Raw genomic sequence first — 23,096 nt, 5'->3', positions numbered from 1 at the left:
AGCAATTATGGCAGGATTGTAAATCCATATTTCTTAAAGATAGATTGTGCATCTTTTGACTGTAAATACTCATAAAACGAAGTCGCCTCTTTCTTATGCTTTGATTCTTTTATAACACCTAAAGGATAGTGTATTGGCTCATGAGAAGTAGCTGCTGCCGTCTCACCAATCTTTACTTTGTCTGAAATGAGAGCATCTGTTTTGTATACAATACCAGCATCGACATTACCTGTTTCTACATATGTTAACACTTGGCGAACATCTTTTGTAAATACGATTTTATTTTGAATGTCATTCCAAAGATTTTCATGTGTGAGAGAAGCCTTTGCATATTTTCCAGCAGGTACAGATTCAGGTGTACCAAGTGCAATCTTCTTGATTTTCTCATCTTTTAAATCTTGAAATTTTGTAAGAGAACTATCTTTTGGAACGACTAGAACTAGTTCGTTTCCAAGAAGGTTTTTTCCTTCTTTTTCATCAATGAATCCTTTTTTAACAAGGGTTTGGAATTTATCTTCTGCTGCAGAGAAGAATAAATCAGCGGGTGCACCTTGTTCAATTTGTTGTTGAAGTGCACCAGAAGCACCGAAGTTAAAAGAAAGTTGAATATTTGGCTCTTTCTCTTTATATTGTTGTTCAATTTCTTTTAATGCATCTTGTAAGCTTGCAGCAGCTGATATAGTCAGTTCGACTGTTTTTCCCTCTTTAGTAGCTGATTTTTCTTGCTTTTCCCCGTTTGAACAAGCAGCACTAAATATAAGAAGGAAAGAAAGTATAAGTGCCCCGATGGATCGTAATGTGAATTTGTTCATAAAAAAATCCCCTTTCGTTTTGACATATTCAATTATAACTAAATATAACTAAATATAACTAAATATAACTAGTTATAATTGAATATAATTTGAACGATTGAGTTGTTTTTAAAAAATAGGAGAAATATTCTTTTCTTTGTTACAATGAAGGAAGAAAGTGAGGAATCGTCTATGGATCATCATTCCTACACAACGGAAGAGGTAGCAAAGCGATTAAAAGTATCAAAACTAACTGTATACGACTTAATTAAAAAAGGAGAGCTGCCTTCTTATAGAGTTGGTAGACAGATGCGTATTGATGCAGCAGATTTAGAACAATATATAAAACAAATGAAAACAGGAAAGATACAAGTTACCTCTGCAAAGAAGGACGATAGTAGTATCTTGAATACATGCATTATTAGCGGGCAAGAACTAACGTTAGATATGTTGGCAAAACGTATAGAAAATCGTTTGCTAAGTTCAAATGTTTTAAGAGCGTATCAAGGTAGTTTAACGAGTTTAGTGAAAATGTATCAGGGAGAAGGAAGTATCGTTAGTCTTCACTTGTTTGATGGGGAAACGGGTACATATAATGTTCCTTACGTAAAACGTATTTTAGTGGGACAACCATGTATTATGATTAATTTATTGGCAAGAAATGTTGGGTTTTATGTGCAAAAAGGGAATCCAAAGAAAATAAAGACATGGGCTGACGTATCCCAATCCTCTATCAGATTTATAAATCGAGAACAAGGTTCTGGTATTAGGGTATTAGTGGATGAGCAATTGCGAATTCAAAAATTAAATAAAGAACATATTAGCGGATATGAACGGGAAGAATCGAATCATCTTGGTGTTGCCTCGCAAGTTGCGAATGGGAAAGCTGATGTTGGGGTAGGATCAGAAAAGTTTTCGCAAATTGTAAATGTAGATTTTATTCCAATCATGAAAGAGCAGTATGATTTAGTAATTTTGAAGAATAAAGAAAATGAAGAGCTTATCGAAGTTGTGAAAGGAATTCTGCAATCAGAAGAATTTCATAATGAATTAAAAGCAATTGGTGGATATGATATGACGAAAACAGGTCAAATTATATACGAAACAAACTAAAAAGCTGCTTGTCTATAAGACGAGCAGCTCTTTCTATATAAAGGGGGTTGGGGAAACGAATTGTTAAACAAGACTTTGAGCAAGTGTGTAAATGAAAGCTGTAAGAAGAGTTGCTCCACTTGCAAGGCCGATAAAGTCTGATTTGTTGAAAGTAATGTTGTTCATCATGATCTCTCCTTATTTGTTTAATGTAGTTGCAACAGATTTTGCATCGACAAGTGCGGATAGCACCATGCCCATTGTATTTAAAAATTTGTTTGATTTTATATTGTTCATCATGCGTATCCGCTCCTTTTCGAATTGTTGTTGCCCTGCTTATGTCTTAATTATAGGAAATATGGTCACCTGCAACTATCGAATTAGCTTACGAAAGACTTACACTTTTGTAAGAAAAAAAGACATTCCTGTAAGAATGTCTTTTAAAGCAAATTAATGTGATGATGCTCTTTAATTGTTTTTAAAAAGCTTCGCATTGAATTGGTCATATAACTATCTTTACGGCGTATGAAAACTGTTGAAATACTGCCGTATTTCTCGGGAATTGGATGGCAGTGTACTTTACCTGCTGTAGAAAGGTGTTGCACCGCAGACTGGGGAACGAGTGTAATCCCAAGACCGAGTGCTACACTATTTAATATAGTTTCTAATATGTTAAATTCCATAATTCTTTTTGGTAGTAAACCTTCATCTTTAAGCCATCGTTCTAGTTTGGAACGGTATCCACATCCTTGATTAAAAACGAGTAGGGGCGTCGTTGTAAATTCTTCTATATGAAAAGCTTTATTTTGTGTCACAAGCATTAATTTTTCTGTACTAACATCGTACTGTTCAATAAGTGGATGTTTAATAGGACCTGATATAAAGGCACCATCTAATTGATGATCAAGCACTTCTCTAATAAGTCCTTCCGTTAGACCAGCTTGTAATGATAAATCGACATTTGGATAGCTTTTATAGTAAGAAGACAAAATGGTAGGTAATGTACTTACTGTTTCGACTGTGCCGATTTTTAATATACCAGAGGGTGTTTCACTATCTAAAAATACTTGTTTTAATTCTTCAACGTCTTGCAAAATTTTATTAACATAAACGAGCATTTTCCTCCCTTCAGCTGTTAAAGTCATGCCTCGTTTATGACGATAAAAGAGCGGTGTTTTTAGCTCGTTCTCTAATTGTTTAATACGTGCTGTTACATTTGATTGTACGTAATTTAATTCCTTTGCGGCGTTACTGGCACTACCGTATTCAGCGACGCTTTGGAAGATTTGTAAGTCTCTTAATTCCATACTACGATCCCCCTTGATGTTAACTATCATTATAAATGATAGTTAACATCATTTTGAATCATTTTACGTGATATATTTTTTCTTTTACAATTCTCTTTGTGCAAATAGAAAGAAGAGGAGGATTGTGGTGAGAAGAGGTCAAATGATAATAGGCGCTTTGGCGTGTTTAATCGCAAGTATGTCATGGGGAGCGATGTTTCCGGTTGCTGATCATGCGCTAGAATACATAGATCCATTTTATTTTTCACTTATTCGCTATGGAGCAGTGGCGATAGTACTGATTGTATTATTATTAATGAAAGAAGGGAAACAGGCATTTCGTTTAGAGGGAAGAGGAAAGTTACTCGTCTTTTTTGGAACGATGGCGTTTACTGTATATAATGTACTCATATTTTTAGGTCAAATGTTAATGGGGAAATCAGGTGTAATGGTAGCCTCTATTATGGAAGCACTTATGCCGATGATTTCTATCTGTATTTTATGGGGATATAAGCATATAAAACCGAAAAAGTATATGATAACGAGCATGATTATCGCTTTTGTAGGAGCTGTATTTGTTATTACGAAAGGTGACATGAGTTTCTTTTTAACATTGAAGGATAACATGTTTTCGCTAGCATTTATATTTATTGGAGTTGTAGGCTGGGTTATTTATACGATGGGTGGTCAAACGTGTAGCGATTGGTCAACGTTACGTTATTCTACGCTGACGTGTGTATTTGGTACAACTGTCACGGGAATAATAACCGTAATTATTACATCGCTTGGATATATATCAATTCCGAGTATGGGAACGATTTCTATTGTGAAATATGATTTGTTATTTATGATGACATTACCAGGTATCATAGCGTTACTTGCTTGGAATTATGGTGTGAAAATCTTATCATCTATTAATGGTATTTTATTTATTAATTTTGTGCCCATTACGACTTTAGTTATTATGATGATGCAAGGATATCAAATAACAATGTTTGATATTGCAGGAACTTTACTTGTTATTGCAGCACTTATTCGCAATAACGTTTGTCAGAGAAAAGAAGAAAATATAAATAAGCGAGTTTTACAAGAAGAGCAATTACGCCAAGCTGTTTAATAGGCAATTGGGGGATTTTACATGCTAGAAAGTTTATTGTTTTTCTTCGCCGTCGGAGTTGCTTGCGAGCTTGCAGCAATTAATCGAAATGGTCGTAAAAAGATAAAACAACAAGCTGAACTGATACAGCTTTTAAAAGAATTAAAGGAAAGAAAAATTTAAAAAGACGACCGGGCATAGACGGTCGTCTTTTTCTATATAAAGGGGAAAGGGAACATAAAGTTTATATAAGCGTAGCAGCGTAAATAAAAGCAGTAAGAAGAAGGGAGCCGCTAGCTAATCCTAAAAAATCTAATTTGTTAAAAGTGATGTTATTCATAATACATTCTCCTTACTTGTTTCTTTCTGACTTAATTATATGAAATATTGCAAGAAGTAACTATCGAATTAGCTTACAAGAAAATTACACTTTTGTAAGAATTGAAATGTAACAATTAATACTTAAAATTGTTACCAACTCCTAAAACTTAGTGTTATAATTGTTTTAAGAAAATGATTATACTTCGGATGTTCAGAAAGGGACGAAACAAATGTATAAACCAATTACATTTTTGTTGAAATATATATTTAAAACAGCTGGGAAAGTAGAAGTGCAAGGAAGAGAGAAATTACCAGAAGGTGGCCCGTATGTTGTTGCGTGTACACATACAAGTTTTATGGATGTGTTAATGTTAGCGACAGGGATGTATCCGACTGAGATTCATTACATGGCAAAAAAAGAATTGTTTGAAGGGAAATTTAAAAATTGGTTCTTTAAAAATGTAAATGCATTCCCCGTAGATCGTGCGAATCCAGGACCGAGTACACTCAAAATTCCATCACGCCTATTAAAAGAAGGAAAGGTAGTCGGGATTTTTCCGAGTGGAACGAGATCATCAGAAGATGTTTCATTAAAAGCTGGGGCTGTTACGATTGCGCTGCGTTCTAACGTTCCATTAGTACCGGCAGCTTATATTGGCCCATCAAGTGTAAAAGAATTAATAAAAGGAAAAAGGGCGCAACTAATTTTTGGAGATCCGATTCAAATTGATGCGGGAGAACAAATAGACCGAAAAACAGCTATGAAAATGATGACAGACCAATTAAATGAAAAGTTTGAAGAGCTAAAGGTAGCTTTGCAATCAAATCAAAAATAGAAAAGACGACCGGGCATAGACGGTCGTCTTTTCTATTACTATTTATATAAAGGGGAAAGGGGACACAAAGTTTATATAAGCGTAGCAGCGTAAATAAAAGCAGTAAGAAGAATCGAGCCGCTAGCTAGTCCTAAAAAATCTAATTTGTTAAAAGTGATGTTATTCATAATACATTCTCCTTACTGGTTTAATGTAGAAGCAACAGCTTTTGCGTCGATAAGAGCGGAAAATACCATGCTCATTGTATTCATAAAATTGTTTGATTTCATTTTGTTCATCATATCGATCCGCTCCTTTTCGATTGGTTGTTGCCCTGTTTCTGACTTAATTGTATGAAATATTGCGTAGAGCTACTATCGAATTAGCTTACAGAAAAATTACACTTTTGTAAGAAAAACGAATACGGGTGTAATGGTGAGAAGATTTGACATATGTTAATGAGATTCATTAAGTTAAAAGTAGAGGTGAGTGCATGGTTAATATTAAAGATATTGCAAAGATGGCGGGAGTTTCGGTTACGACTGTTTCGAGAGTATTGAATGAACATCCATATGTAAGTGAAGAAAAAAGGAAAGTTGTTATAGATATAGTTGAGAAGTTGAATTATTCACAAAATGCAAATGCTGTTCATTTATCAAAGGGGAAGACGAATATTGTTGGTGTGATTCTACCTTATATTAATCATCCGAGCTTCGATGCAATGGTAGGAGGGATAATGGAGGGGGCGTTAGCTCATAATTACAGAGTGTTGCTTTGCCAAACGAATTATAATAAAAAAGAAGAATTGAAGAGTTTACATATGTTAAAAACAAAACAATTGGACGGTCTTATTATTTGTTCTCGTGCGAATGATTGGGAAGCGATAGAGCCGTATGCTTCCTATGGGACAATTGTTGCTTGTGAAGATAATGATATTTTAAATATCTCAAGCGTATATACAAATCATTCGGCAGCCTTTCGATTAGGAATGGATTATCTGATTGAGAAAGGTTATAAAAAAATTGGTTATTGTACAGGAAGGAAATTAGGACCAAGTAGTCAAAAGCGTTTTGATGTTTATAAGGAGCAATTGCAATCTATAGAAGAAGAAGTCATTGAAGAGTGGATTTTTACAGAATGTTTTACATTAGGAGATGGTGTAAGGGTCGCTCATAGATTAAAGAAGATGGGGAATCGTCCGGAAGCATTAATGGTAGCTGGAGATGAAGTGGCTATTGGGATTATGAAAGAAATTGAAAGCTTAGGTATAAAGGTACCGGAAGATTTAGCGATTATTGGCTTTGATAATCAGCCCATTTCACAAGTGCTACAGCTGACAACTATTGATCAAAATTTAAAGGAGATAGGTAAAACTGCTTTTGAAATGTTTTACAAGCAAGTAAGTGATGGGAGTTCTAAACAAGAAAAGGTGGAAATTCCTTATGAACTTGTGGAACGATCTACAGTTTAGGTAGAATCCGTTATGTGTATAATCGCATAACGGATTATTTTATTGAAATACCTTTGACAGGAAACGCGTTTCATACTTTATAAAAGAATTAAACCGGTCTGTAATAATCCATGGATTCTTTTCGAGTGTTAAAACAATGAATAGAATTTGGAGGAATATGCATGAATGAACTTTTATTAAGTATGAAAAAATATGTAGAGGATGACGAAAAAATTTTAGCCTTTGTGGTAGGGATATTTGAGAAGGACAATTTTACGCTATGTTATCAACATGGAATTTTCGCTGCCACTACCAGACGTCTCCTTTTTTACGGGAAATTTCCGTACTATCCCGCAACATTTAAAGGTTACTCATATTTGCATATAGATGACATAGATTTCCGTCCATGTTTCGAGTTTACTTGTAATCATGAAACCGTTAGAGCCAAGTATATTCAGAAAGGGAATGTGGAGCAGTTTGTTCGTACGATTAGAGCGAACGTGAATAATTAATCAACCCTTTGTTTAAACATAATATATTGGTCTTTATGAGAAAAAATGTGGAATAAAAACCACTTCTAAACCTCTAGGCGATAGTGATACAATGTCAAATGGGGGGAGGCATGAACTATGGTTAATCAACGTATTAAAGAAATAACACTAATTACAATTGGTTCATTATTATTCGCAATTGGTATTAATTACTTTGCAATTCCAAACCGTTTATCAGAAGGTGGCATTATTGGTGTAACGGTTGTTACTTACTATTTATTTGGTTGGTCGCCAGGAATTGTGAATTTTGCTTTAAATGCGGTTTTATTGGCTATTGGTTATAAATTTTTTGATAAGAAAACGATGGTTTATACAATTTTAGGGATTGTAGAAACATCTTTGTTTTTATATGTTACAGAACACATTGAGTATCACGTAAATAGTGATACGTTATTAGCAGCTTTATTTGCTGGTGTATTTGTAGGTGTTGGATTAGGTTGTATGTTCAAAGCCGGAGGTACATCAGGAGGGTCAGCTATTTTAGCGCAGTTAGCAAATCAATATTTAGGTTGGAGCGTTGGTAAAGGTGTACTTATTATTGATATTGTTGTAATTGCTGGTTCTGTATTTATAATAGGACAAGAAAAAGCAATGTATACGCTTGTTGCTGTATTCATCGGAGCGAAAGTGATTGATTTCATTGTAGAAGGAATGGATACAAAAACGGCTGTTACGATCATTTCAAATCAACCTGACTTAATTCGTGAAGCTATTACGAAAAGCATGACACGTGGTGTCACTGTATTGGAAGGACGCGGCGGATATACGGGTAAAAATAAAGAAGTATTATATGTAGTTATAAATAAACAAGAACTTGTTAGGTTAAAACAAGTTATTAGCCGAGTAGATGAAGATGCTTTTGTTGTTATTCACGATGTACGTGATGTACTTGGCGGTGGCTTTAAAGCAAGCTAAAAGATGAACGAGTAAATTCGTTCATCTTTTTTATGCTTACAAAAATGTAAGGGTAATGTAATGGGATTGAATGGTAGATTTCATTCCTCCTTTTTAAAATGGATGTATAGATATCCTGCAGAGGAGGAAGGTTTATATGAAGAAAAAAATGATTACTACTGTAATAGCGATAGCGGTAATAGGAGTAGCGTTACTGCCTACGAAACTTGGGCCAGTTATTGATAAATACAATCCACTTTATAAGACAAAAGAATACTATACGATAGTGAATACGATTGGTCAGCATGTTGGTGATGAATGGTATGAATATGAATTTATTGCATTTGATGAACGTGGAAAAGAACAAAAAATAAAGAAAACAGTTAAACATATGTTAAAGAGAGATGAAGCGTTAAAGGTGTTCGCAAAAGGATGTTACGGTGAGTCGATTGAAGAGATTGAAGCAACAAATATTCCTATAAATGCGAAGAGTAAACTTTTAGCGATGAGATAGTAAAATATACCCCCATCTATTTTTTGTCGAAAGATAAAATACTAGTAGGGGGTATTTATTCGACGCATAAAAAATGCCCTAGTCCATAGGAACTAGGGCATTTTATTATATAAAGGGGAAGGGGACACATTGTAGTAGTATAAATGAAAGATATAAGAAGAGTAGACTACTAGCAATGTAATTTGGTTATGTGAGTGTTCTTCTTATTTGGCTTGCTTTCTAACCTTATTGTACGAAATATAGGTAAGGGGAACTATCGAATTACATTACATATAGCTTACAAACATGTAAGACTCCTGTAATGCAATTCGATAGTTAAAAGAGAGTAAATTTAATATAGTATAAGTAGAAAGTCTCAATGTATTACTTTCTGTTTGTAATGTAATGAAGAATGAAAACCAACTAATTTTTAATAGTCCTCATCTGTATTTAGATGAGGCTCTTTTTTGAACCTTACAACATTGTAAGGTTTACGTAAGTTAATTCGATAGTAATTTTGTCATATTTTTTGCATAATAGATACAAATAGATAAAGTAATTAGGGATTTAGTAAGAAGGGAGAAAAATGGGATGCGTAAAGAAGAAGTAGTGAAGTTTCCAATTAAAGATTTCTGTAGCTACTTTACTGTTGCCGTAGTGTGTATTGGATTATTTGATATAATAACAAACTTAGTTGTTAAATAATATAGATAAAAAAACAAGAAGGGAGATCCTTTCTTGTTTTTTTTATGGGGGCATAAAGATGAAATGGATTGATAGCCATATACATGTTGATCAATATAAGGATGAAGAGAAAAGCAGATTACTTAAAGATGTAGAAAATAGCAAAGCGATAACGGGGCTTATTGCAGTATCTATGAATTATCAATCATGTCGAGAAACTCTATCTTTAGCAAAACAATATCCTTTTATATATCCAGCTCTGGGTTTTCATCCAGAGCAACCGATTTATAAAGAAGAATGTGAGCGGATTTATCAACTCATTGAAGAGCATGCTGAGGAAATTGTTGCAATCGGTGAAGTCGGCTTGCCGTATTATTTAAGGAAAGAAGATGAAAGGGTTACTGTAGATCCATACATATCGGTATTGAAAAGATTTATAGAACTAGCTAGTAAGCTCGATTTACCAATTGTATTGCACGCAGTTTATGAGGATGCTGACACTGTATGTGATTTACTTGAGGAATATAAAGTTTCACGTGCACATTTTCATTGGTTTAAAGGAAGTGAAGAGACAATGAAACGGATGATGAGGAACGGTTATTATATTTCTATTACACCGGATGTTTTGCATAAGGAGAAAATTAGAAAAATCGTTTCGTATTATCCGCTTGAATATATGATGGTAGAAACAGATGGGCCATGGGAATTTCAAGAGGATGCTATGACGCACCCTAAAATGATTCGAGAAGTACTAAAAGAAATCAGTATCATCAAAAACGTACCTGTTGATGAGGTTACAGAAATAATATATGAAAATACAATTCAATTTTATTTGAAAGGATAGGAGAATTGCTCTTATCCTTTTTATTATGGATATTTTTTCTAATATTTTCTATAATTTATGTTGTGTTTAATTTGATGAAGGAAGTAGGGGAGAAAATGGGGAGAGCATATAAAAAGATAGCTATTACGATTATGGCCGGGGCGCTTTCACTTGCAACGTTTGGGTGTGAAGCAGAACAAAAGGTTGCAAATACAAATGTAGCACAAGAAAAAAAGGAAGAACAAATTGATCCATTAGTTGAAAAACAGATGAAAGAAAATGAGGGAAATGGGAATACGGTTGGAAACAGTTCTAATAAAGGAAAAATGGCAGAGAGTAATGGATGGATTTACTATGCGGTAAATGGGGATGAAAATACAGGAGGAATTTATCGTACGAAGGATCAATTTCAAACATCAGAGCATGTAGTAAAAGGCGTAAATGCTTCTTACATAAATATAAAAAACAAATCTTTATATTTTATTCATACGGATGAAGATAAAAATACGGGATTATCTTCTTTAATGAAGTATGATATACCTTCTAAAAAGCTGGACACGTTAAAAACAGATACAAATTATGTTTATATAAAAGACCAAACGTTATTTTATCCGAAAAAGTATTCTGAGCATGGTGGTTTTGATATTGTAGGGATTGTAAAAATGGATTTAAAAACGGGACAGGAAGAAGAAGCGGCGTTTAAAAATTCTGGTTGGTCTCGAACAATAGATGATAGTATTTTACATTGGAATAAAAATCGTGGAACACAGGTAACAAAAGATAATAAAACTTGGTCAAAAGAAGATTATGCAACAATATCTAGTGCTACTTATAATAATGAAAAATTATATGCTGTTGTCGACTTTTCATTGCCTTTTGAAACAAATCAAGCTGAGCACGGTATATATGAGATAGACACTCAACAAAATAAGGAAAAGTTATTGGTAAAGGATGCCTTACAGATGAATATGAAAGGCGATACTTTTTATTACTTGAAAAAGGATGGAGTGTATAAGAAGAAACTTAATGGTGGAAATGAAAAGGTAATTTATAATAAAGCGGTCGAACCAACTAAATCCTATTTATATTTTGTAGCAGGAGATATGTATCTCTATACGGATAATGGAACTATTCTGAATCTGGATACAAAGAAATCAAATGAAGCAAAAGATAAAAAATTAGCGGATGATGTTCTGTTAAAGAAAGTATTAAATGCGCAAAAGGAACTTACTAATATTCAAATAGCGGCATTAACAGGAAGCCCAAAACGAATAGGGAATTTCTCATATGGGGAATTAGTGAATCCTACTTATAATACGAAGGCTGCTTTAGAGACTACGCTATCGACGTACTTCTCAAAACAATTCATAGCAGAATATATGAAGAGTGAGTATATTAAAGAATTAAATGGAAAGATGCACTATGTCATGGGGGATCCAGGAGCGAGAGCGGGGACTAAATACATAAAGATTATTTCTGCTCAGTTACAGGATGGTAAGATAAAAGCACAGGTAGAAACGTATAACGATTACGATAATGTAACGGAAGAAGTAGAAGTAGAGTTTATTTATGAAAATGATCAATGGGTTGTTAATAAAATGCCACGTTTCGACTTAGGTTGAAAAAACACCAAGCATCTCGCTTGGTGTTTTTTCATTATGATTCTAATTTTTTCGCACGTTTTAATAATAAAAGAAAGACAATGGTAATGAATCCAAGTATAAGGAAGAACCCATATTGTTTTATATAATCAATTATATCAGCTGCACTTGTTGGTTTTTCAACATGAATGCCGTCTTTACTAGTAGTAATATGAATATCTTTCATTTTTACTTCGTTCGTCTCTTTTTGTAAATCAATCCATTCTATATTTGGAATGCTTTCTAGATCCGTTAAAACTTCTTTTAATGGTTGCACACCTAAGTAAGGATGATAGAATGCACCAATAACTCCATCGGATAATTTAGCAACAGATAAAGCACGTTCTTTCATTTCCGCAATAGCTTGCGGTTTATCTTCTTCAATAAATCCAACTGTTTCAGGCATTAATTTCATTCCGTGTAGAAATGATGGTGTACTTCTGTATGCTGGAGAGTGCATGGATTTCCAAGTTGTATCACTTAACTGTAGTTGTCCTACATAGGTTGAAAAGTACCTCGATAATATTTCATACCCTTTTTGAGACATTGTGTAATGAGGCGCTTCAAATGCAACAGGATATAGTTTAGCATCTACAAGTTCTTGAATGCCTTTTTCGATATGATCAGTCGTATATTTTTCTTCAAACTCTTCCCCTTTTTTTACATATTGGTTATATGCTTCTGTATTGGGAAAGTCATCCTTTGTTTTTGGTTTTTCATGCTTCGGTTGACGAATTGGTTGATCTGTTTTTACGTCCCAAAATTCAAAGCCTTCACCAGTTTCACTGTCATAAAATTGGTGAGTATAGCCATGCATAATGATGGAGGCACCATCATCTTGCATAGAGCGTAAAAGATCGACTAATTCGGGTTTGTCTCTTAAGTGTATCGTTTTTCCTGTATCCGGATCTGTATATACCGGAATGACTGTAATCATGTAAGGGATCTTCTTCTCTTTTAGTAATTCAGCAATTTCTTTTAATTGATTTATATCTGCGGCTGGGTGAACGTCCTCAAGGCGTAGATACGCTTCAATTTTATTTTTCGTTGGTTTTTGTTCGAAGTAAGAAAATAGCATTTCGCCGACGTAATGAGACATCCAATCAAAAAGGTTTGGCGTTGCAACGTAATAAGATGTTCCATGCTGAACGATTAATGGATTAGTACTATTTGAGCTTAAAGCGTTAGCAAGAATGGTTCCAGTCGTATCAAACGCTTGAATCAATCGTTCCTCTTTTAAAGTGTTTTTCAGCTTATTGCTTGGATATTCAATTTTATTAACGCGTATATCATCTTCCTTCAGTGTAATGAAAGAAAAACGATTAGATAGTTGTTCGACATTTTGTCCTAACACTAAGACGGGACCTGAGAATTTTTCTAGAAATTGTTTTGTTTCATCAGAAAACTCTTCTTTTTTTTCACCGATATAAACAATATGTGTATAAGAAGATGCGCTAGTAATTGTAGTTGCCTCTTTCAAGCTTTTCACAGTTATATCATTTGTAAAATGTCCTAACTGAGTATTAAGGATTTGGACATTATTTGAAACCTTATCGTCTGTTGTACTATATAGAACAAGTACTTTTGGCTTTGATGATGTTTGTGCAGAGGCATGTATAGGAATGAGTAGTACAATACTGAACAAGAGTAGTATGTATTTTTTCATTGTGTGTGCTCCTAGTCTATATATGGAATTCAATTTACAATTATATACAAGAAATAAGCTGTAGTCCATTTAAGTTACATTTTTACACGTATTTACCAGGTGTTTTTTCATAAAATCGGTCTAAAGCATGATGATAACATATATGGTTATTTGCTATGATGAAAGAGTAAGAGAATGATAGAATATAGGCAATTGTAAAGGGAAGAAGGCTGAAAGGGGACAAATTTCAGCGGAGAAAGAGGTAGAGGTAGTGAAGAAATTCTTTGTAGGATTTTTAGTTGTTCTTGGAGTGTATGTATATTTCCAAGATAAGTCTGAAGGAATGGATAAGCTAGTGAATGAGACAAGCTATGTTGATTCAGAAGAAGCGAAACAGATGAAACAAATCATTATAGAGGAAGCAAATAAAGTAAATCTTCCGGAATGGATACCTCTTACAATTGCCGAACATGAAAGCCGATTAAATCCAAGAAGTGTTGGAGATAATGGAACTTCATTCGGATTGTTTCAATTACACCGCGGCGGTGGACTTGCGCCAGATTATTTAACTGATGAAGAGCTGAAAGACCCACGTACAAATGCGCAAATAGCAATGCCGCATTTAGTGAAAGGATATAAGCGCGGGGTGCAAAAAGGTTTGACTGATTTTGCATTACTGAAATATGTAGCGAATACATCAGGTTGGCCAGGGAATTTAGGGCCAGAGTGGACGGATAACAACATGAAGTATAACGTTGGATTAGAGGACGTATACTATCGAAATAAAGGTGTAATAAAGTAAATCTTTAATCAGTGGGGAGTTTTACTACCCTAAAATAGTAGAAAAACAGAGTAGGTTTTCGATACCTACTCTGTTTTTTTATGGAGAATTTCATCTTCTTGTCTCGTGAAATACTGCGCTAGTTGTATTTTTACATCCTCTAGTTTTGTAGAAACTTGGGGTATTTTATATCCTACATACAACGGTGAAACGACAAACCTAGGAACAACTTTACAAATGATTTTTCCGTTTAGGTTATAGAAAAATAGGTTATAACTACTACACCCTTTATGGAAATCTGTCAGTATGTAACGTACAGTTTGCTGAATATAGTTTGCCATTTCATCGAGAAATGCAATATCTTCAATGATTATGTTAAATTCAGTAAAACCGATAATGGGGTGCTCTGAAATGTTGAGCTCAATGTGTCCGTTTTTTTGAACAATTACCCCTTGGAAATTTTCTTCTTTAATATTTTCGAGATAGTCTACATGTTTCATTCCGATAATTTGCATGTGTGCATGATGCAAACTTCCACCTGAAAATGGACCGTGATTTTTGTATAAAATCACAGATGTAAATTCTTCACTTTTCTGCAAGTGCAACCAATGTTGGATAGAGAAATGAATTAGTTTTCTCATATGTTCTTCTGTATATGTTCCGATATGATCCTCACAATTATCAGTTTCAATTAACACTGTTTGAAATGTATCTTTTAATGTAGGGAATTTATTTTTCAACCAAATAATAGAGCCCTCAGTTGCTAAAATATCCGTTAAATTTTCTCTGTCACAAAAAGGACATGCAGCGCTTCTGTTCCGAATGCTTTCCGGCTTTTGTTTACCGATATCGTTTAAAAAATATAGTTGTTGAGTATCCATTTGTATATATGCCCCTTTAAAATATGTGTAAAAATCCCGCTTAATACATTCGGGAAAAGGAGGGGGAAATCCTTTAAAGGGAATAGGGAAAAATAAAAGACAAGATATCCTCATTATAATAGGGTACCTTGTCTTTTATTTTTTCTTTAATAATGTGTATGGATAATATAGAGTATTTTCGTTTTGTTTCTTTTTTCTATTTTTTATTGTGTATAAGGCAATTGCTGTACTTGCGATTACAATAATGGCTTTCTTCATATTCATATACCCCTTTTTATTGTTGGTTTAATTCTTGGCTAACTGCTTTTGCGTCGACTAAAGCGTGTAAAATCATTTTTACCATGTTCATCATATTCCTTCGCTCCTTTTTATAGTTCGTTTAGTTCTTTTACAACTGCTTGTCCGTTCACTAATACCTCGAAGATTGCTTTTACGATTTCTTTCATCACGATTGTTTCCTCCTTGTTTTTGTCTCTCTTGTTTCTATCTTTATTGTATAGGGAGGTATCTTTTCGTACTATCGCTTTCCATTACGTGAACATAACAGTTTTGTAAGATTTGATGTCACTTATTGAAATGTTTAGTCTATCTTCATTATTTTCAGAAAAATGACTATTCAAACATGGAATGGGAAAGTATAATAAAGAAGTGAGTATTAAATTCCGTACGAAAGGGGTGAATGAGATGAAACGTTCTTTAGCTGCGCGTGCTAAATTTTTAGATTATATCTATTTTTGTCGTGCGATTTTTCATGATGTAGTTGTTAACGGGATACGTATGCCCTTTTTTAACAATTGCATAGTAGCTATTGAACGATAGAAATCTCTTCACCCATTTTTGATAAACGTGTGAAAAGGGAGCTATTTGGCTTCCTTTTTCTATGCCAAAAACCATGGAGAATGTTTCTTTCCCATGGTTTTTTATATTGAAAGGAGTACGGAAAATGACTATTTGTAGTGTAAATAATGTAACGAAATCTTTTGGTGGAAACATCATATTTGAAAATATATCGCTTGAAATAAAGAATGGTGAACGTGTTGGTTTGGTTGGCCGCAATGGTAGTGGGAAGACAACGATATTTCAGCTTCTAACAGGAATGGAGAATTCGGATGCAGGAGCGATTCATATGAAGAAAGGTACACGTATTGGTCATGTGGCACAAATCCCAAAATTTGATGAGGATATGACTGTATATGATGTATTGAGTTCCGCATTTAAAGCAGAAAAGGAATTAGAACAAGAAATGCATGTTTTAGAAAAGAACATGGCGGAAGAACAAGAACCATCTGCTTTGCAAAAATTGATGGAGAGGTACGGAGTAATTCAAGAAAGGTACACGTTTCTCGGTGGTTATGAAATAGAAGCAAATATTACGAAGGTAGCAAATGGTCTACAAGTGACGGAACTATTTCCTCGATCATTTATGGAGTTAAGTGGTGGAGAACAAACAAAAATAAGCCTTGCGTATATGCTATTGCAGAAACCAGATTTACTTCTATTAGATGAACCAACCAATCATCTAGATTTATTTGCCGTAGAGTGGCTAGAGCAATTTTTAAAAGAATATACAGGAACAGTTATGGTCATTTCACATGATCGTTATTTCCTTGATGAAGTTGTAACGAAGATTTTTGATTTAGAAGATGGAGAAATTCACGTGTATCATACGAACTATTCTCAGTTCGTTGAGGAAAAGGAAGAACGGTTGCTTCAAGAGTTTCAAGCTTATCAAGAACAGCAAAAGAAAATAAAGAAAATGAAAGAAGCAATTAAGCGTCTACGTGAATGGGCAAATCAAGCGAATCCTCCGAATGAAGGATTGCATAAAAGAGCGAGAAATATGGAACGTGCGTTAGAACGTATAGAGAAGTTAAAGAGACCAATTTTAGAACGAAAACAGATGGGGCTTCAGTTTGAAGGGCAAGAGAGAAGCGGAAAAGATGTTGTTGTAATGAAAGAAGTTAGTAAAGGATTTGCTGACAGATCGTTATTCGAGCATGCCAATTTACATGTTCGTTTTCAGGAGCGTGCGGCTATTGTTGGTCGTAATGGTACAGGAAAGACTACCCTACTAAAATTACTATTAGAAGAAATAGAGCCAGATGCTGGAGAAATTCGGATTGGTAGTAGTGTGAAAATCGGTTATTTATCGCAGCATGCGTACGGACATATGAAGAGTAATGTATTGGAAGCTTTTAGAGAGTGTGTAGCTGTAACAGAGGGAGAAGCAAGACATATATTAGCTAAGTTTTTATTTTATGGTCCAGCGGTGTTTAAGAAAGTAACCCAACTTAGCGGGGGAGAAAAAATGAGGTTAAGGCTCGCACAACTTATGTATCAAGACATCAATTTTTTAATATTAGATGAGCCGACAAACCATCTTGATATTGAATCAAGAGAAGTTTTAGAGGAAGCCCTTGAACAATATAATGGAACGATTTTAGCTGTTTCACACGATCGTTATTTCTTAAATAAGTTATTTGAAAAGACGTATTGGATTGATGAACATAAATTATTTGAGTTTGCAGGGAACTATGCATGGGCTCGTCAAAAGTGGGAAGAAAAGGTTGAGAAGCAGGTAATAAAGCAGAAACGCCAAGGAAGAATAAGTATTGAAATAGCCCCTGTTAAAAAGAAAGAAGCTAGGAATTTTGAGGAGATTGAAAACGAGTTAATGCATGTAGAAGAAGAGATATATGCACTTGAATGTAAAATGGAACATGTAGTTGATGTTGAAATGCTTGAAAAATTATATGAAGAAAAAACGAAAAAAGAGTTGTTACGAGCAGAGTTATATAATGAATTAGAGAATATTGTGGGGTAAAGAGTAGAAAGCTAATTCCTTTCAGTTTTGCTGAAGGGATTAGCTTTCTTTTTTTATAATATTATTTTACGTAAAGGATAAAATAAAAAATGTGTTTCACGTGAAACAGTAACTTTGATAAATATTTATTACTCAATTTGCATAGGTTGTGAAACATGTGAAATGGTAAGTGGAAACATAAATGTTATTGGAGCTTTTTCGATAGGGGAATTACAAAAGTATGGGCTAATTATTTCCCGAGACATAAGTATGTGTAACAGAGATTCATGATTGAAAACAAAAAAAGAAAGCAGAGTTACAGCTTTACACGCTGAACTTTGCTTTCTTTTTTTGTAATATCTTCCCTTGTTGAAATTATAATAGCGATCCCGAGCATAATAAAAAAAGCTAAAAAGAGGACGAACTTTGGGAAGAACGGGAATAGTAATAGCGCCCCCACTATCATAATTGTTAATAATATGTAGTGCAGGACATATTGGAATAGGTTGTCCATATTTTCGCCCCCTTTTTGGTAGTGTATTGTTATTATTCTATGCATGACTATTAAAGGATAGAATGTGTTTTTATTCTTTGAGTGAAAATAATTAACAAGGATGGACATAAATAATGAAAAGGAATAATCCTGAAATTAATTCATGCTATTTTTATAGGTAAAATAAAGATAGTTATAGGGGGAGTTTACGTTACTACATAATCAGGATTATAGCGGCGCCACCAAACAGCAATAAAAGGTGATTATGATTTAGAGATGGTATCTACGCCAATGATTGATGATCCTAGCGGGACAATTGAGGAGTTTGTTTCGACAAGTAAACGAAACTATGATGGATATCATAATTTGAAAGTAGATGAACTAGCAACGGAGGCGCTACAAACGTTAGATATTGAAAAACGGAAAGAGATTTATAAGAAGTTATATCAAGAATTAAGCGAAGGTCCACCCGTTATTTTCTTAAATAATAGTAAAGTTGTGTCTGCACATCATGCACGAATTCAAGGGTTACAAGAAGATAAAACGGTATTTTGTTAAGTTTACCAAAATTAAAGATAGAACAATGAAAAAATTCTCGAAATATTTATTTAGAAAGAATTGACAAAATATAACGAACGATATAAGCTAATAACCATAAAGTCTACCGGAAAGGTCGGAATAAGAATGTTACCCCTCAAAAACATCTATTTTTTTACGATTAAAACCGACTTTTCCGATTGGCTATAAATGTTGCTGTGGGAGGCATACATAAGGCAAGCAGTTCATAAAGTGTAATTATTAAAAAAAGTTAGGGTGGGGACAATGAAGAAAAAGACAAAAAAATGGGCTGGTGTATTTTCGGTATTACTGAGTAGTTCGCTTGTTTTATCTGCTTGTGGGGGACAGGAGGATACGGCTTCTACAGAACCAGTTAAACAGCAAGATTTAAAAAATATAAAAATTGAAAAGATCGCTGCGACAGATAAAACGAAAGTGCCAGATAAAGCGAAGAATCGAAAAGATACGTTAGTTGTGGGGATTAGTAAACCAGGCGGCGTATTTTTACCATATTTCCAACAAAACGGTTGGGATGGGAACGTGACTTCTGTTATTTTTGCATCTCTTGTATCAACTGATAAACAAGGGAAACCAATTCCGGAATTAGCTGAGAAGTGGGACGTTTCTTCTGATCAGTTAACATATACATTCCATTTACGTAAAGATTTGAAATTTAGCGATGGTTCGCCATTAACAGCAGATGATGTGGCATTCACATTGACACTGTTACACGATAAGGCATATGAAGGCGAAGTAGACATCTCTCAATATGCGGTTAAAGGTGGTAAAGAATATAAAGAAGGAAAAGCAACTTCAATTGAAGGTATTCAAGTTGTTGATCCACAAACAATTAAAGTTACGACTGAAAAAGTGAATTCACAAGCTATATTTGTTTTAGGCGGTACGGTATTATCAAAAGCTTATTACGGAAAAGATTATAAACAAAATACAAGTTTAGATTATTTAAAAGATTTATATGGAAAACCACTAGCTGCAGGTCCATATAAATTTGATAAATATATTCCAGGCCAAGAAGTACGCTTTGTAGCAAATGAAAATTATTATGCAGGGAAACCAAAAATTCCAAACTTCATTTATAAAATTACTTCTGGTGATACGAAGCTTCAATTATTCCAAACAGGTGAAGTTGACTACACTGGCCTAGGTACTGGTGACGAAATTCTTGAACAGGCGAAAGCTTTAGAATTTGCAAATATCCAAATCGAAACGGCAGCGTCATTTAGTTACATTTATATGAATAATAATAAGCCATATTTAAAGGATAAAAAGGTTCGACAAGCACTTATTTACGGATTAGATCGTAAAAAATATGTTGATACAGCATTAAAAGGATACGGTACAGTAGCCAATGTACCAATTCATCCAACTTCTTGGGCTTATACGGAAGAAGGGGTTAATAAATATGAATACGATAAAGAAAAAGCGAAAAAATTATTAGATGAAGCAGGCTGGAAAGTTGGTTCGGATGGAATTCGTGAAAAAGATGGTCAAAAATTAAAGCTTTCTTATTTCGGCCCAAGTTCGGCTAAAGATAGTGATTTATTAATTCCAATTGCGAAAGAGAATTATAAAGAAATAGGTGTAGAATTTAATCCTGAATTTATGGACTTTAATACTATGCTTTCAAAGGTAAATAAAGGTGACTATGATTTAGCTTCTGTTTCGACACCGATTACAAGTGATCCGAGTGAAACAGCTGGTGAATATTTGTCTGGTGTCAATGAGAAGAGTCTTGGTTATAAAAATGAGAAAGTAGATGAGTTAATTCAAAAAGGTATTGAGACAGTTGATATTGAGAAACGTAAACCTATTTATAAAGAATTATATAAAGAATTAAGTGATGATCCACCAGTAATTCTATTAAACTACCGTAGAACAATTACAGGATACAACGGGAATATAAAAGGGATTGACCCTGAAAAATACAACAGTATTAGCGCAAACTTACCAGTATTATCATTTGAAAAATAACGATAAGAATGTATAAGTAGAAGACATTTTTTCATTCGGTTAGTAAGGTGCCGCTTTGAAAAAATGTTCTTCTATTTTAAGCATGAGATTGGAGAGAAAAAGGGTGAAAACATATATCGTTCGTAGGTTGTTGCAAATGATTCCTACACTATTTGGTACATCAATTATTATTTTTTTCTTGTTTGCGCTTCTTCCAGGGGATTATATTGATTCGAATCCAAAGATTACACCAGAAAGAGCAGCTGAACTTAGGGAATTGTATGGATTAAATAAGCCAATTGTTGAGCGTTATTTTCACTGGTTAGGTAATGCTTTGCAAGGGGATTTTGGTTTCTCGCTGCAATATCAAGAACCTGTAACGTCATTATTAAATAAGTTTATTTGGAATTCTTTTAGTGTAGCAGTTATTGCATTATTTTTTATTTGGTTAATTGCACTTATTATCGGTGTATTCTCAGCGACGAAGCAACATTCTTTATTCGATAAACTTGTAACAATTGGTGTCTTTGCAGCAATGTCATTCCCTTCATTCTTTATAGGCCTATTTTTAATTAAAGTGTTTGCGGTTGACTTTAAGTTATTACCGATAGGTGGAATGATTGATGTTGGTAGTAATTCTACTGGGTTTGCTTATGTGATAGAAGTTGCAAAACATATGGTTTTACCGGTATTTATTTTGACACTTCTTGGAGTGGGTTCATTAACACGTTATTTTAGAACAAGTATGTTAGAGGTTGTAAGGCAAGACTACATACGGACAGCACGAGCAAAAGGATTGAAAGAAAGAACAGTTATTTATAAACATGCCTTGAAAAATGCGATTTTACCAGCGATTACTTTATTAGCATTTGAATTACCAGGTTTATTTTCAGGAGCGATTATTATTGAACAAATTTTTAACTGGCCAGGTATCGGTAATATTCAATTAGAAGCACTTAATTTCCGTGATTATACAGTATTAATGGCATTTACGATGTTTCTTTCTTGTTTAACAATCGTTTCAAACTTTTTTGCAGACATTGTATATGCAGTTGTTGATCCACGTATTCGGTTGAAGTAAGGGGGGAAACGAGATGGAAACTGTTACAGAGATTATAGATAAAAAAGAAACAAAGAGAAGAAGAAATGAATCATCACCGTGGCGACAAGCTTTTAAAAAGATAAAGAGAAATAAGATGGCACTAGTAGGATTGTATGCATTAATTTTTATGTTTTTATTTTGTTTTATCGGACCGTTCTTTTCGCCATATGCATCAGGAAAAATACAAGTTGCGTTAATTAACAAACCACCTAGTTTTTCTCATTGGCTTGGTACAGATCAATTAGGGAGAGATATTTTAACAAGACTCATGCAAGCGGGACGGATTTCATTAACAATTGGCTTAGCTTCAATGGTTTTATCCGTGATACTAGGAGCTGTATTAGGAGCTATTGCAGGTTTTTATCGTGGTATCGTTGATAATATTATTATGCGTCTTGCAGATATTTTAATGTCGATGCCAGGATTACCGTTACTTATTATAATGGGGGCAATTTTATCAGAGTGGAAAGTACCGTCTGATTATCGTCTGTATGTCATTATGATTATTTTAAGTTTAGTAGGCTGGCCAGGGCTTGCACGTCTTGTACGAGGTCAAATTTTATCACTTCGGGAGCAAGCGTTTATGCAAGCTGCTGATGTGTTAGGAATAAAAGATTACCGAAAAATTATATATCACTTAATCCCTAATGTTTTACCGATATTAATTGTCGTCTCTACATTAGGCGTTGCTGGTTCTATTTTAGGAGAGTCCGCACTAAGTTACTTAGGTCTCGGCGTCGTCCCGCCTACACCATCGTGGGGAAATATGATCAGCGCAGCTAACTCATTAATCGACTTTCAAAAGCGTCCGTGGTTATGGATTCCACCCGGTTTTGCAATCTTTATAACAGTTGTATCCATTAATTTACTTGGTGATGCACTTCGTGATGCGTTAGATCCAAAGATGAGACGGTAGGTGAGAAGAT

General features: G+C 34.2%; 25 protein-coding genes and 1 pseudogene. 17 read left to right on the top strand and 9 right to left on the bottom strand.

The window, feature by feature from the left end:
• Positions 1 to 5 precede the first annotated feature (5 nt).
• Positions 6 to 812 carry a molybdate ABC transporter substrate-binding protein gene (gene modA / locus MR065_RS21430; protein ID WP_242214993.1) on the bottom strand — a complete coding sequence of 269 codons (807 nt, stop codon included), beginning with the start codon at positions 810 to 812 and terminating at the stop codon, positions 6 to 8.
• Between the two features lie 144 nt (positions 813 to 956).
• On the opposite strand from modA, the gene MR065_RS21425 reads away from it, so the two are divergent.
• Positions 957 to 1,904 carry a substrate-binding domain-containing protein gene (locus MR065_RS21425; protein WP_242215002.1) on the top strand — a complete coding sequence of 316 codons (948 nt, stop codon included), beginning with the start codon at positions 957 to 959 and terminating at the stop codon, positions 1,902 to 1,904.
• A 63-nt stretch (positions 1,905 to 1,967) separates the two neighbouring features.
• On the opposite strand, the gene MR065_RS21420 is transcribed toward MR065_RS21425, so the two are convergent.
• Positions 1,968 to 2,069 carry a DUF3948 family protein gene (locus MR065_RS21420; protein ID WP_001060020.1) on the bottom strand — a complete coding sequence of 34 codons (102 nt, stop codon included), beginning with the start codon at positions 2,067 to 2,069 and terminating at the stop codon, positions 1,968 to 1,970.
• 254 nt (positions 2,070 to 2,323) lie between these two features.
• Positions 2,324 to 3,190: a LysR family transcriptional regulator gene (locus MR065_RS21415; protein WP_097903021.1), complete on the bottom strand. Its 867-nt coding sequence runs from the start codon at positions 3,188 to 3,190 to the stop codon at positions 2,324 to 2,326.
• A 127-nt stretch (positions 3,191 to 3,317) separates the two neighbouring features.
• Between MR065_RS21415 and MR065_RS21410 the strand changes: the two genes are divergently transcribed.
• Both MR065_RS21410 and MR065_RS21405 read left to right on the top strand, forming a co-directional pair.
• On the top strand, positions 3,318 to 4,286 hold the full coding sequence (locus tag MR065_RS21410; RefSeq protein WP_242214992.1) for a DMT family transporter: 969 nt from the start codon (positions 3,318 to 3,320) through the stop codon (positions 4,284 to 4,286).
• Positions 4,287 to 4,307: 21 nt separating this feature from the next.
• Positions 4,308 to 4,448: a YrzO family protein gene (locus MR065_RS21405; protein WP_002115427.1), complete on the top strand. Its 141-nt coding sequence runs from the start codon at positions 4,308 to 4,310 to the stop codon at positions 4,446 to 4,448.
• Positions 4,449 to 4,509: 61 nt separating this feature from the next.
• On the opposite strand, the gene MR065_RS21400 is transcribed toward MR065_RS21405, so the two are convergent.
• A complete protein-coding gene (locus tag MR065_RS21400; RefSeq protein ID WP_001060006.1) occupies positions 4,510 to 4,605 on the bottom strand; it encodes a DUF3948 family protein in 96 nt (31 codons plus the stop codon).
• A gap of 211 nt (positions 4,606 to 4,816) precedes the next feature.
• Here MR065_RS21400 and MR065_RS21395 point away from each other — a divergent pair, with 211 nt between their 5' ends.
• The gene (locus MR065_RS21395; protein WP_144492695.1) at positions 4,817 to 5,422 is read left to right on the top strand and encodes a lysophospholipid acyltransferase family protein; all 606 of its coding nucleotides are present in this window, start codon (positions 4,817 to 4,819) and stop codon (positions 5,420 to 5,422) included.
• A 71-nt stretch (positions 5,423 to 5,493) separates the two neighbouring features.
• On the opposite strand, the gene MR065_RS21390 is transcribed toward MR065_RS21395, so the two are convergent.
• Positions 5,494 to 5,589 (bottom strand): DUF3948 family protein, encoded by a 96-nt coding sequence (locus MR065_RS21390; RefSeq protein WP_078173584.1) that lies wholly within the window; start codon positions 5,587 to 5,589, stop codon positions 5,494 to 5,496.
• A gap of 305 nt (positions 5,590 to 5,894) precedes the next feature.
• On the opposite strand from MR065_RS21390, the gene MR065_RS21385 reads away from it, so the two are divergent.
• The 6 genes from MR065_RS21385 (at position 5,895) to MR065_RS21360 (ending at position 11,918) form a co-directional block, all read left to right on the top strand.
• A complete protein-coding gene (locus MR065_RS21385) occupies positions 5,895 to 6,872 on the top strand; it encodes a LacI family DNA-binding transcriptional regulator (protein ID WP_242214991.1) in 978 nt (325 codons plus the stop codon).
• Positions 6,873 to 7,033: 161 nt separating this feature from the next.
• Positions 7,034 to 7,363: a PH domain-containing protein gene (locus MR065_RS21380; protein ID WP_097903025.1), complete on the top strand. Its 330-nt coding sequence runs from the start codon at positions 7,034 to 7,036 to the stop codon at positions 7,361 to 7,363.
• Between the two features lie 117 nt (positions 7,364 to 7,480).
• Complete coding sequence (locus MR065_RS21375; RefSeq protein WP_097903026.1) at positions 7,481 to 8,317, top strand: YitT family protein; 837 nt, start codon at positions 7,481 to 7,483, stop codon at positions 8,315 to 8,317.
• Between the two features lie 136 nt (positions 8,318 to 8,453).
• On the top strand, positions 8,454 to 8,810 hold the full coding sequence (locus MR065_RS21370) for a YxeA family protein (RefSeq protein WP_242214990.1): 357 nt from the start codon (positions 8,454 to 8,456) through the stop codon (positions 8,808 to 8,810).
• A 742-nt stretch (positions 8,811 to 9,552) separates the two neighbouring features.
• Complete coding sequence (locus MR065_RS21365) at positions 9,553 to 10,317, top strand: TatD family hydrolase (RefSeq protein WP_242214989.1); 765 nt, start codon at positions 9,553 to 9,555, stop codon at positions 10,315 to 10,317.
• A 95-nt stretch (positions 10,318 to 10,412) separates the two neighbouring features.
• Positions 10,413 to 11,918: a DL-endopeptidase inhibitor IseA family protein gene (locus MR065_RS21360; RefSeq protein ID WP_242214988.1), complete on the top strand. Its 1,506-nt coding sequence runs from the start codon at positions 10,413 to 10,415 to the stop codon at positions 11,916 to 11,918.
• Positions 11,919 to 11,952: 34 nt separating this feature from the next.
• On the opposite strand, the gene MR065_RS21355 is transcribed toward MR065_RS21360, so the two are convergent.
• Complete coding sequence (locus MR065_RS21355) at positions 11,953 to 13,602, bottom strand: DUF2334 domain-containing protein (RefSeq protein WP_242214987.1); 1,650 nt, start codon at positions 13,600 to 13,602, stop codon at positions 11,953 to 11,955.
• Between the two features lie 250 nt (positions 13,603 to 13,852).
• Here MR065_RS21355 and MR065_RS21350 point away from each other — a divergent pair, with 250 nt between their 5' ends.
• Positions 13,853 to 14,383 (top strand): transglycosylase SLT domain-containing protein, encoded by a 531-nt coding sequence (locus tag MR065_RS21350; protein WP_097903030.1) that lies wholly within the window; start codon positions 13,853 to 13,855, stop codon positions 14,381 to 14,383.
• Between the two features lie 65 nt (positions 14,384 to 14,448).
• Here the strand turns inward: MR065_RS21350 and MR065_RS21345 are convergent, their stop codons facing one another.
• Both MR065_RS21345 and MR065_RS21340 read right to left on the bottom strand, forming a co-directional pair.
• Positions 14,449 to 15,243, bottom strand: coding sequence for a DUF4931 domain-containing protein (locus MR065_RS21345; RefSeq protein ID WP_472927171.1), 795 nt, complete (start codon positions 15,241 to 15,243; stop codon positions 14,449 to 14,451).
• A gap of 135 nt (positions 15,244 to 15,378) precedes the next feature.
• On the bottom strand, positions 15,379 to 15,507 hold the full coding sequence (locus tag MR065_RS21340; protein WP_098268925.1) for a spore coat protein B: 129 nt from the start codon (positions 15,505 to 15,507) through the stop codon (positions 15,379 to 15,381).
• Between the two features lie 420 nt (positions 15,508 to 15,927).
• Here MR065_RS21340 and MR065_RS21335 point away from each other — a divergent pair, with 420 nt between their 5' ends.
• Both MR065_RS21335 and abc-f read left to right on the top strand, forming a co-directional pair.
• Complete coding sequence (locus MR065_RS21335) at positions 15,928 to 16,062, top strand: RAxF-45 family protein (protein WP_079999070.1); 135 nt, start codon at positions 15,928 to 15,930, stop codon at positions 16,060 to 16,062.
• Between the two features lie 73 nt (positions 16,063 to 16,135).
• The gene (gene abc-f / locus MR065_RS21330; RefSeq protein ID WP_242215001.1) at positions 16,136 to 18,067 is read left to right on the top strand and encodes a ribosomal protection-like ABC-F family protein; all 1,932 of its coding nucleotides are present in this window, start codon (positions 16,136 to 16,138) and stop codon (positions 18,065 to 18,067) included.
• 295 nt (positions 18,068 to 18,362) lie between these two features.
• On the opposite strand, the gene MR065_RS21325 is transcribed toward abc-f, so the two are convergent.
• Complete coding sequence (locus MR065_RS21325) at positions 18,363 to 18,560, bottom strand: hypothetical protein (RefSeq protein WP_242214985.1); 198 nt, start codon at positions 18,558 to 18,560, stop codon at positions 18,363 to 18,365.
• 231 nt (positions 18,561 to 18,791) lie between these two features.
• On the opposite strand from MR065_RS21325, the pseudogene MR065_RS21320 reads away from it, so the two are divergent.
• From MR065_RS21320 to opp4C, 4 genes and pseudogenes are all read left to right on the top strand, one after another.
• Positions 18,792 to 19,126, top strand: a pseudogene (locus MR065_RS21320) (ABC transporter substrate-binding protein); the annotation flags it as partial.
• A 235-nt stretch (positions 19,127 to 19,361) separates the two neighbouring features.
• Positions 19,362 to 21,089 carry an ABC transporter substrate-binding protein gene (locus MR065_RS21315; RefSeq protein ID WP_098268921.1) on the top strand — a complete coding sequence of 576 codons (1,728 nt, stop codon included), beginning with the start codon at positions 19,362 to 19,364 and terminating at the stop codon, positions 21,087 to 21,089.
• A 103-nt stretch (positions 21,090 to 21,192) separates the two neighbouring features.
• Positions 21,193 to 22,149, top strand: a complete 957-nt coding sequence (locus MR065_RS21310; RefSeq protein ID WP_000860739.1) for an ABC transporter permease — start codon at positions 21,193 to 21,195, stop codon at positions 22,147 to 22,149.
• A gap of 13 nt (positions 22,150 to 22,162) precedes the next feature.
• Positions 22,163 to 23,086 carry an oligopeptide ABC transporter permease gene (gene opp4C, locus MR065_RS21305; RefSeq protein ID WP_098988966.1) on the top strand — a complete coding sequence of 308 codons (924 nt, stop codon included), beginning with the start codon at positions 22,163 to 22,165 and terminating at the stop codon, positions 23,084 to 23,086.
• Positions 23,087 to 23,096: the final 10 nt, after the last annotated feature.

This window comes from Bacillus cereus group sp. BfR-BA-01383 (assembly GCF_022663495.1).
Taxonomy (GTDB): Bacteria; Bacillota; Bacilli; order Bacillales; family Bacillaceae_G; genus Bacillus_A; species Bacillus_A cereus_AU.
The sequence above is the reverse complement of the archived record's forward strand: the minus strand, read 5'-3'. Positions and strand labels throughout refer to the sequence as shown.

What these genes read in the sequence shown, in the direction of transcription:
- modA (WP_242214993.1), bottom strand. Translation starts at nt 812, where the DNA reads ATGAACAAATTCACATTACGATCCATCGGGGCACTTATACTTTCTTTC.
- MR065_RS21425 (WP_242215002.1), top strand. Translation starts at nt 957, where the DNA reads ATGAAGGAAGAAAGTGAGGAATCGTCTATGGATCATCATTCCTACACA.
- MR065_RS21420 (WP_001060020.1), bottom strand. Translation starts at nt 2,069, where the DNA reads ATGAACAACATTACTTTCAACAAATCAGACTTTATCGGCCTTGCAAGT.
- MR065_RS21415 (WP_097903021.1), bottom strand. Translation starts at nt 3,190, where the DNA reads ATGGAATTAAGAGACTTACAAATCTTCCAAAGCGTCGCTGAATACGGT.
- MR065_RS21405 (WP_002115427.1), top strand. Translation starts at nt 4,308, where the DNA reads ATGCTAGAAAGTTTATTGTTTTTCTTCGCCGTCGGAGTTGCTTGCGAG.
- MR065_RS21400 (WP_001060006.1), bottom strand. Translation starts at nt 4,605, where the DNA reads ATGAATAACATCACTTTTAACAAATTAGATTTTTTAGGATTAGCTAGC.
- MR065_RS21395 (WP_144492695.1), top strand. Translation starts at nt 4,817, where the DNA reads ATGTATAAACCAATTACATTTTTGTTGAAATATATATTTAAAACAGCT.
- MR065_RS21390 (WP_078173584.1), bottom strand. Translation starts at nt 5,589, where the DNA reads ATGAATAACATCACTTTTAACAAATTAGATTTTTTAGGACTAGCTAGC.
- MR065_RS21385 (WP_242214991.1), top strand. Translation starts at nt 5,895, where the DNA reads ATGGTTAATATTAAAGATATTGCAAAGATGGCGGGAGTTTCGGTTACG.
- MR065_RS21380 (WP_097903025.1), top strand. Translation starts at nt 7,034, where the DNA reads ATGAATGAACTTTTATTAAGTATGAAAAAATATGTAGAGGATGACGAA.
- MR065_RS21375 (WP_097903026.1), top strand. Translation starts at nt 7,481, where the DNA reads ATGGTTAATCAACGTATTAAAGAAATAACACTAATTACAATTGGTTCA.
- MR065_RS21370 (WP_242214990.1), top strand. Translation starts at nt 8,454, where the DNA reads ATGAAGAAAAAAATGATTACTACTGTAATAGCGATAGCGGTAATAGGA.
- MR065_RS21365 (WP_242214989.1), top strand. Translation starts at nt 9,553, where the DNA reads ATGAAATGGATTGATAGCCATATACATGTTGATCAATATAAGGATGAA.
- MR065_RS21360 (WP_242214988.1), top strand. Translation starts at nt 10,413, where the DNA reads ATGGGGAGAGCATATAAAAAGATAGCTATTACGATTATGGCCGGGGCG.
- MR065_RS21355 (WP_242214987.1), bottom strand. Translation starts at nt 13,602, where the DNA reads ATGAAAAAATACATACTACTCTTGTTCAGTATTGTACTACTCATTCCT.
- MR065_RS21345 (WP_472927171.1), bottom strand. Translation starts at nt 15,243, where the DNA reads ATGGATACTCAACAACTATATTTTTTAAACGATATCGGTAAACAAAAG.
- MR065_RS21340 (WP_098268925.1), bottom strand. Translation starts at nt 15,507, where the DNA reads ATGAATATGAAGAAAGCCATTATTGTAATCGCAAGTACAGCAATTGCC.
- MR065_RS21335 (WP_079999070.1), top strand. Translation starts at nt 15,928, where the DNA reads ATGAAACGTTCTTTAGCTGCGCGTGCTAAATTTTTAGATTATATCTAT.
- abc-f (WP_242215001.1), top strand. Translation starts at nt 16,136, where the DNA reads ATGGAGAATGTTTCTTTCCCATGGTTTTTTATATTGAAAGGAGTACGG.
- MR065_RS21325 (WP_242214985.1), bottom strand. Translation starts at nt 18,560, where the DNA reads ATGGACAACCTATTCCAATATGTCCTGCACTACATATTATTAACAATT.
- MR065_RS21315 (WP_098268921.1), top strand. Translation starts at nt 19,362, where the DNA reads ATGAAGAAAAAGACAAAAAAATGGGCTGGTGTATTTTCGGTATTACTG.
- opp4C (WP_098988966.1), top strand. Translation starts at nt 22,163, where the DNA reads ATGGAAACTGTTACAGAGATTATAGATAAAAAAGAAACAAAGAGAAGA.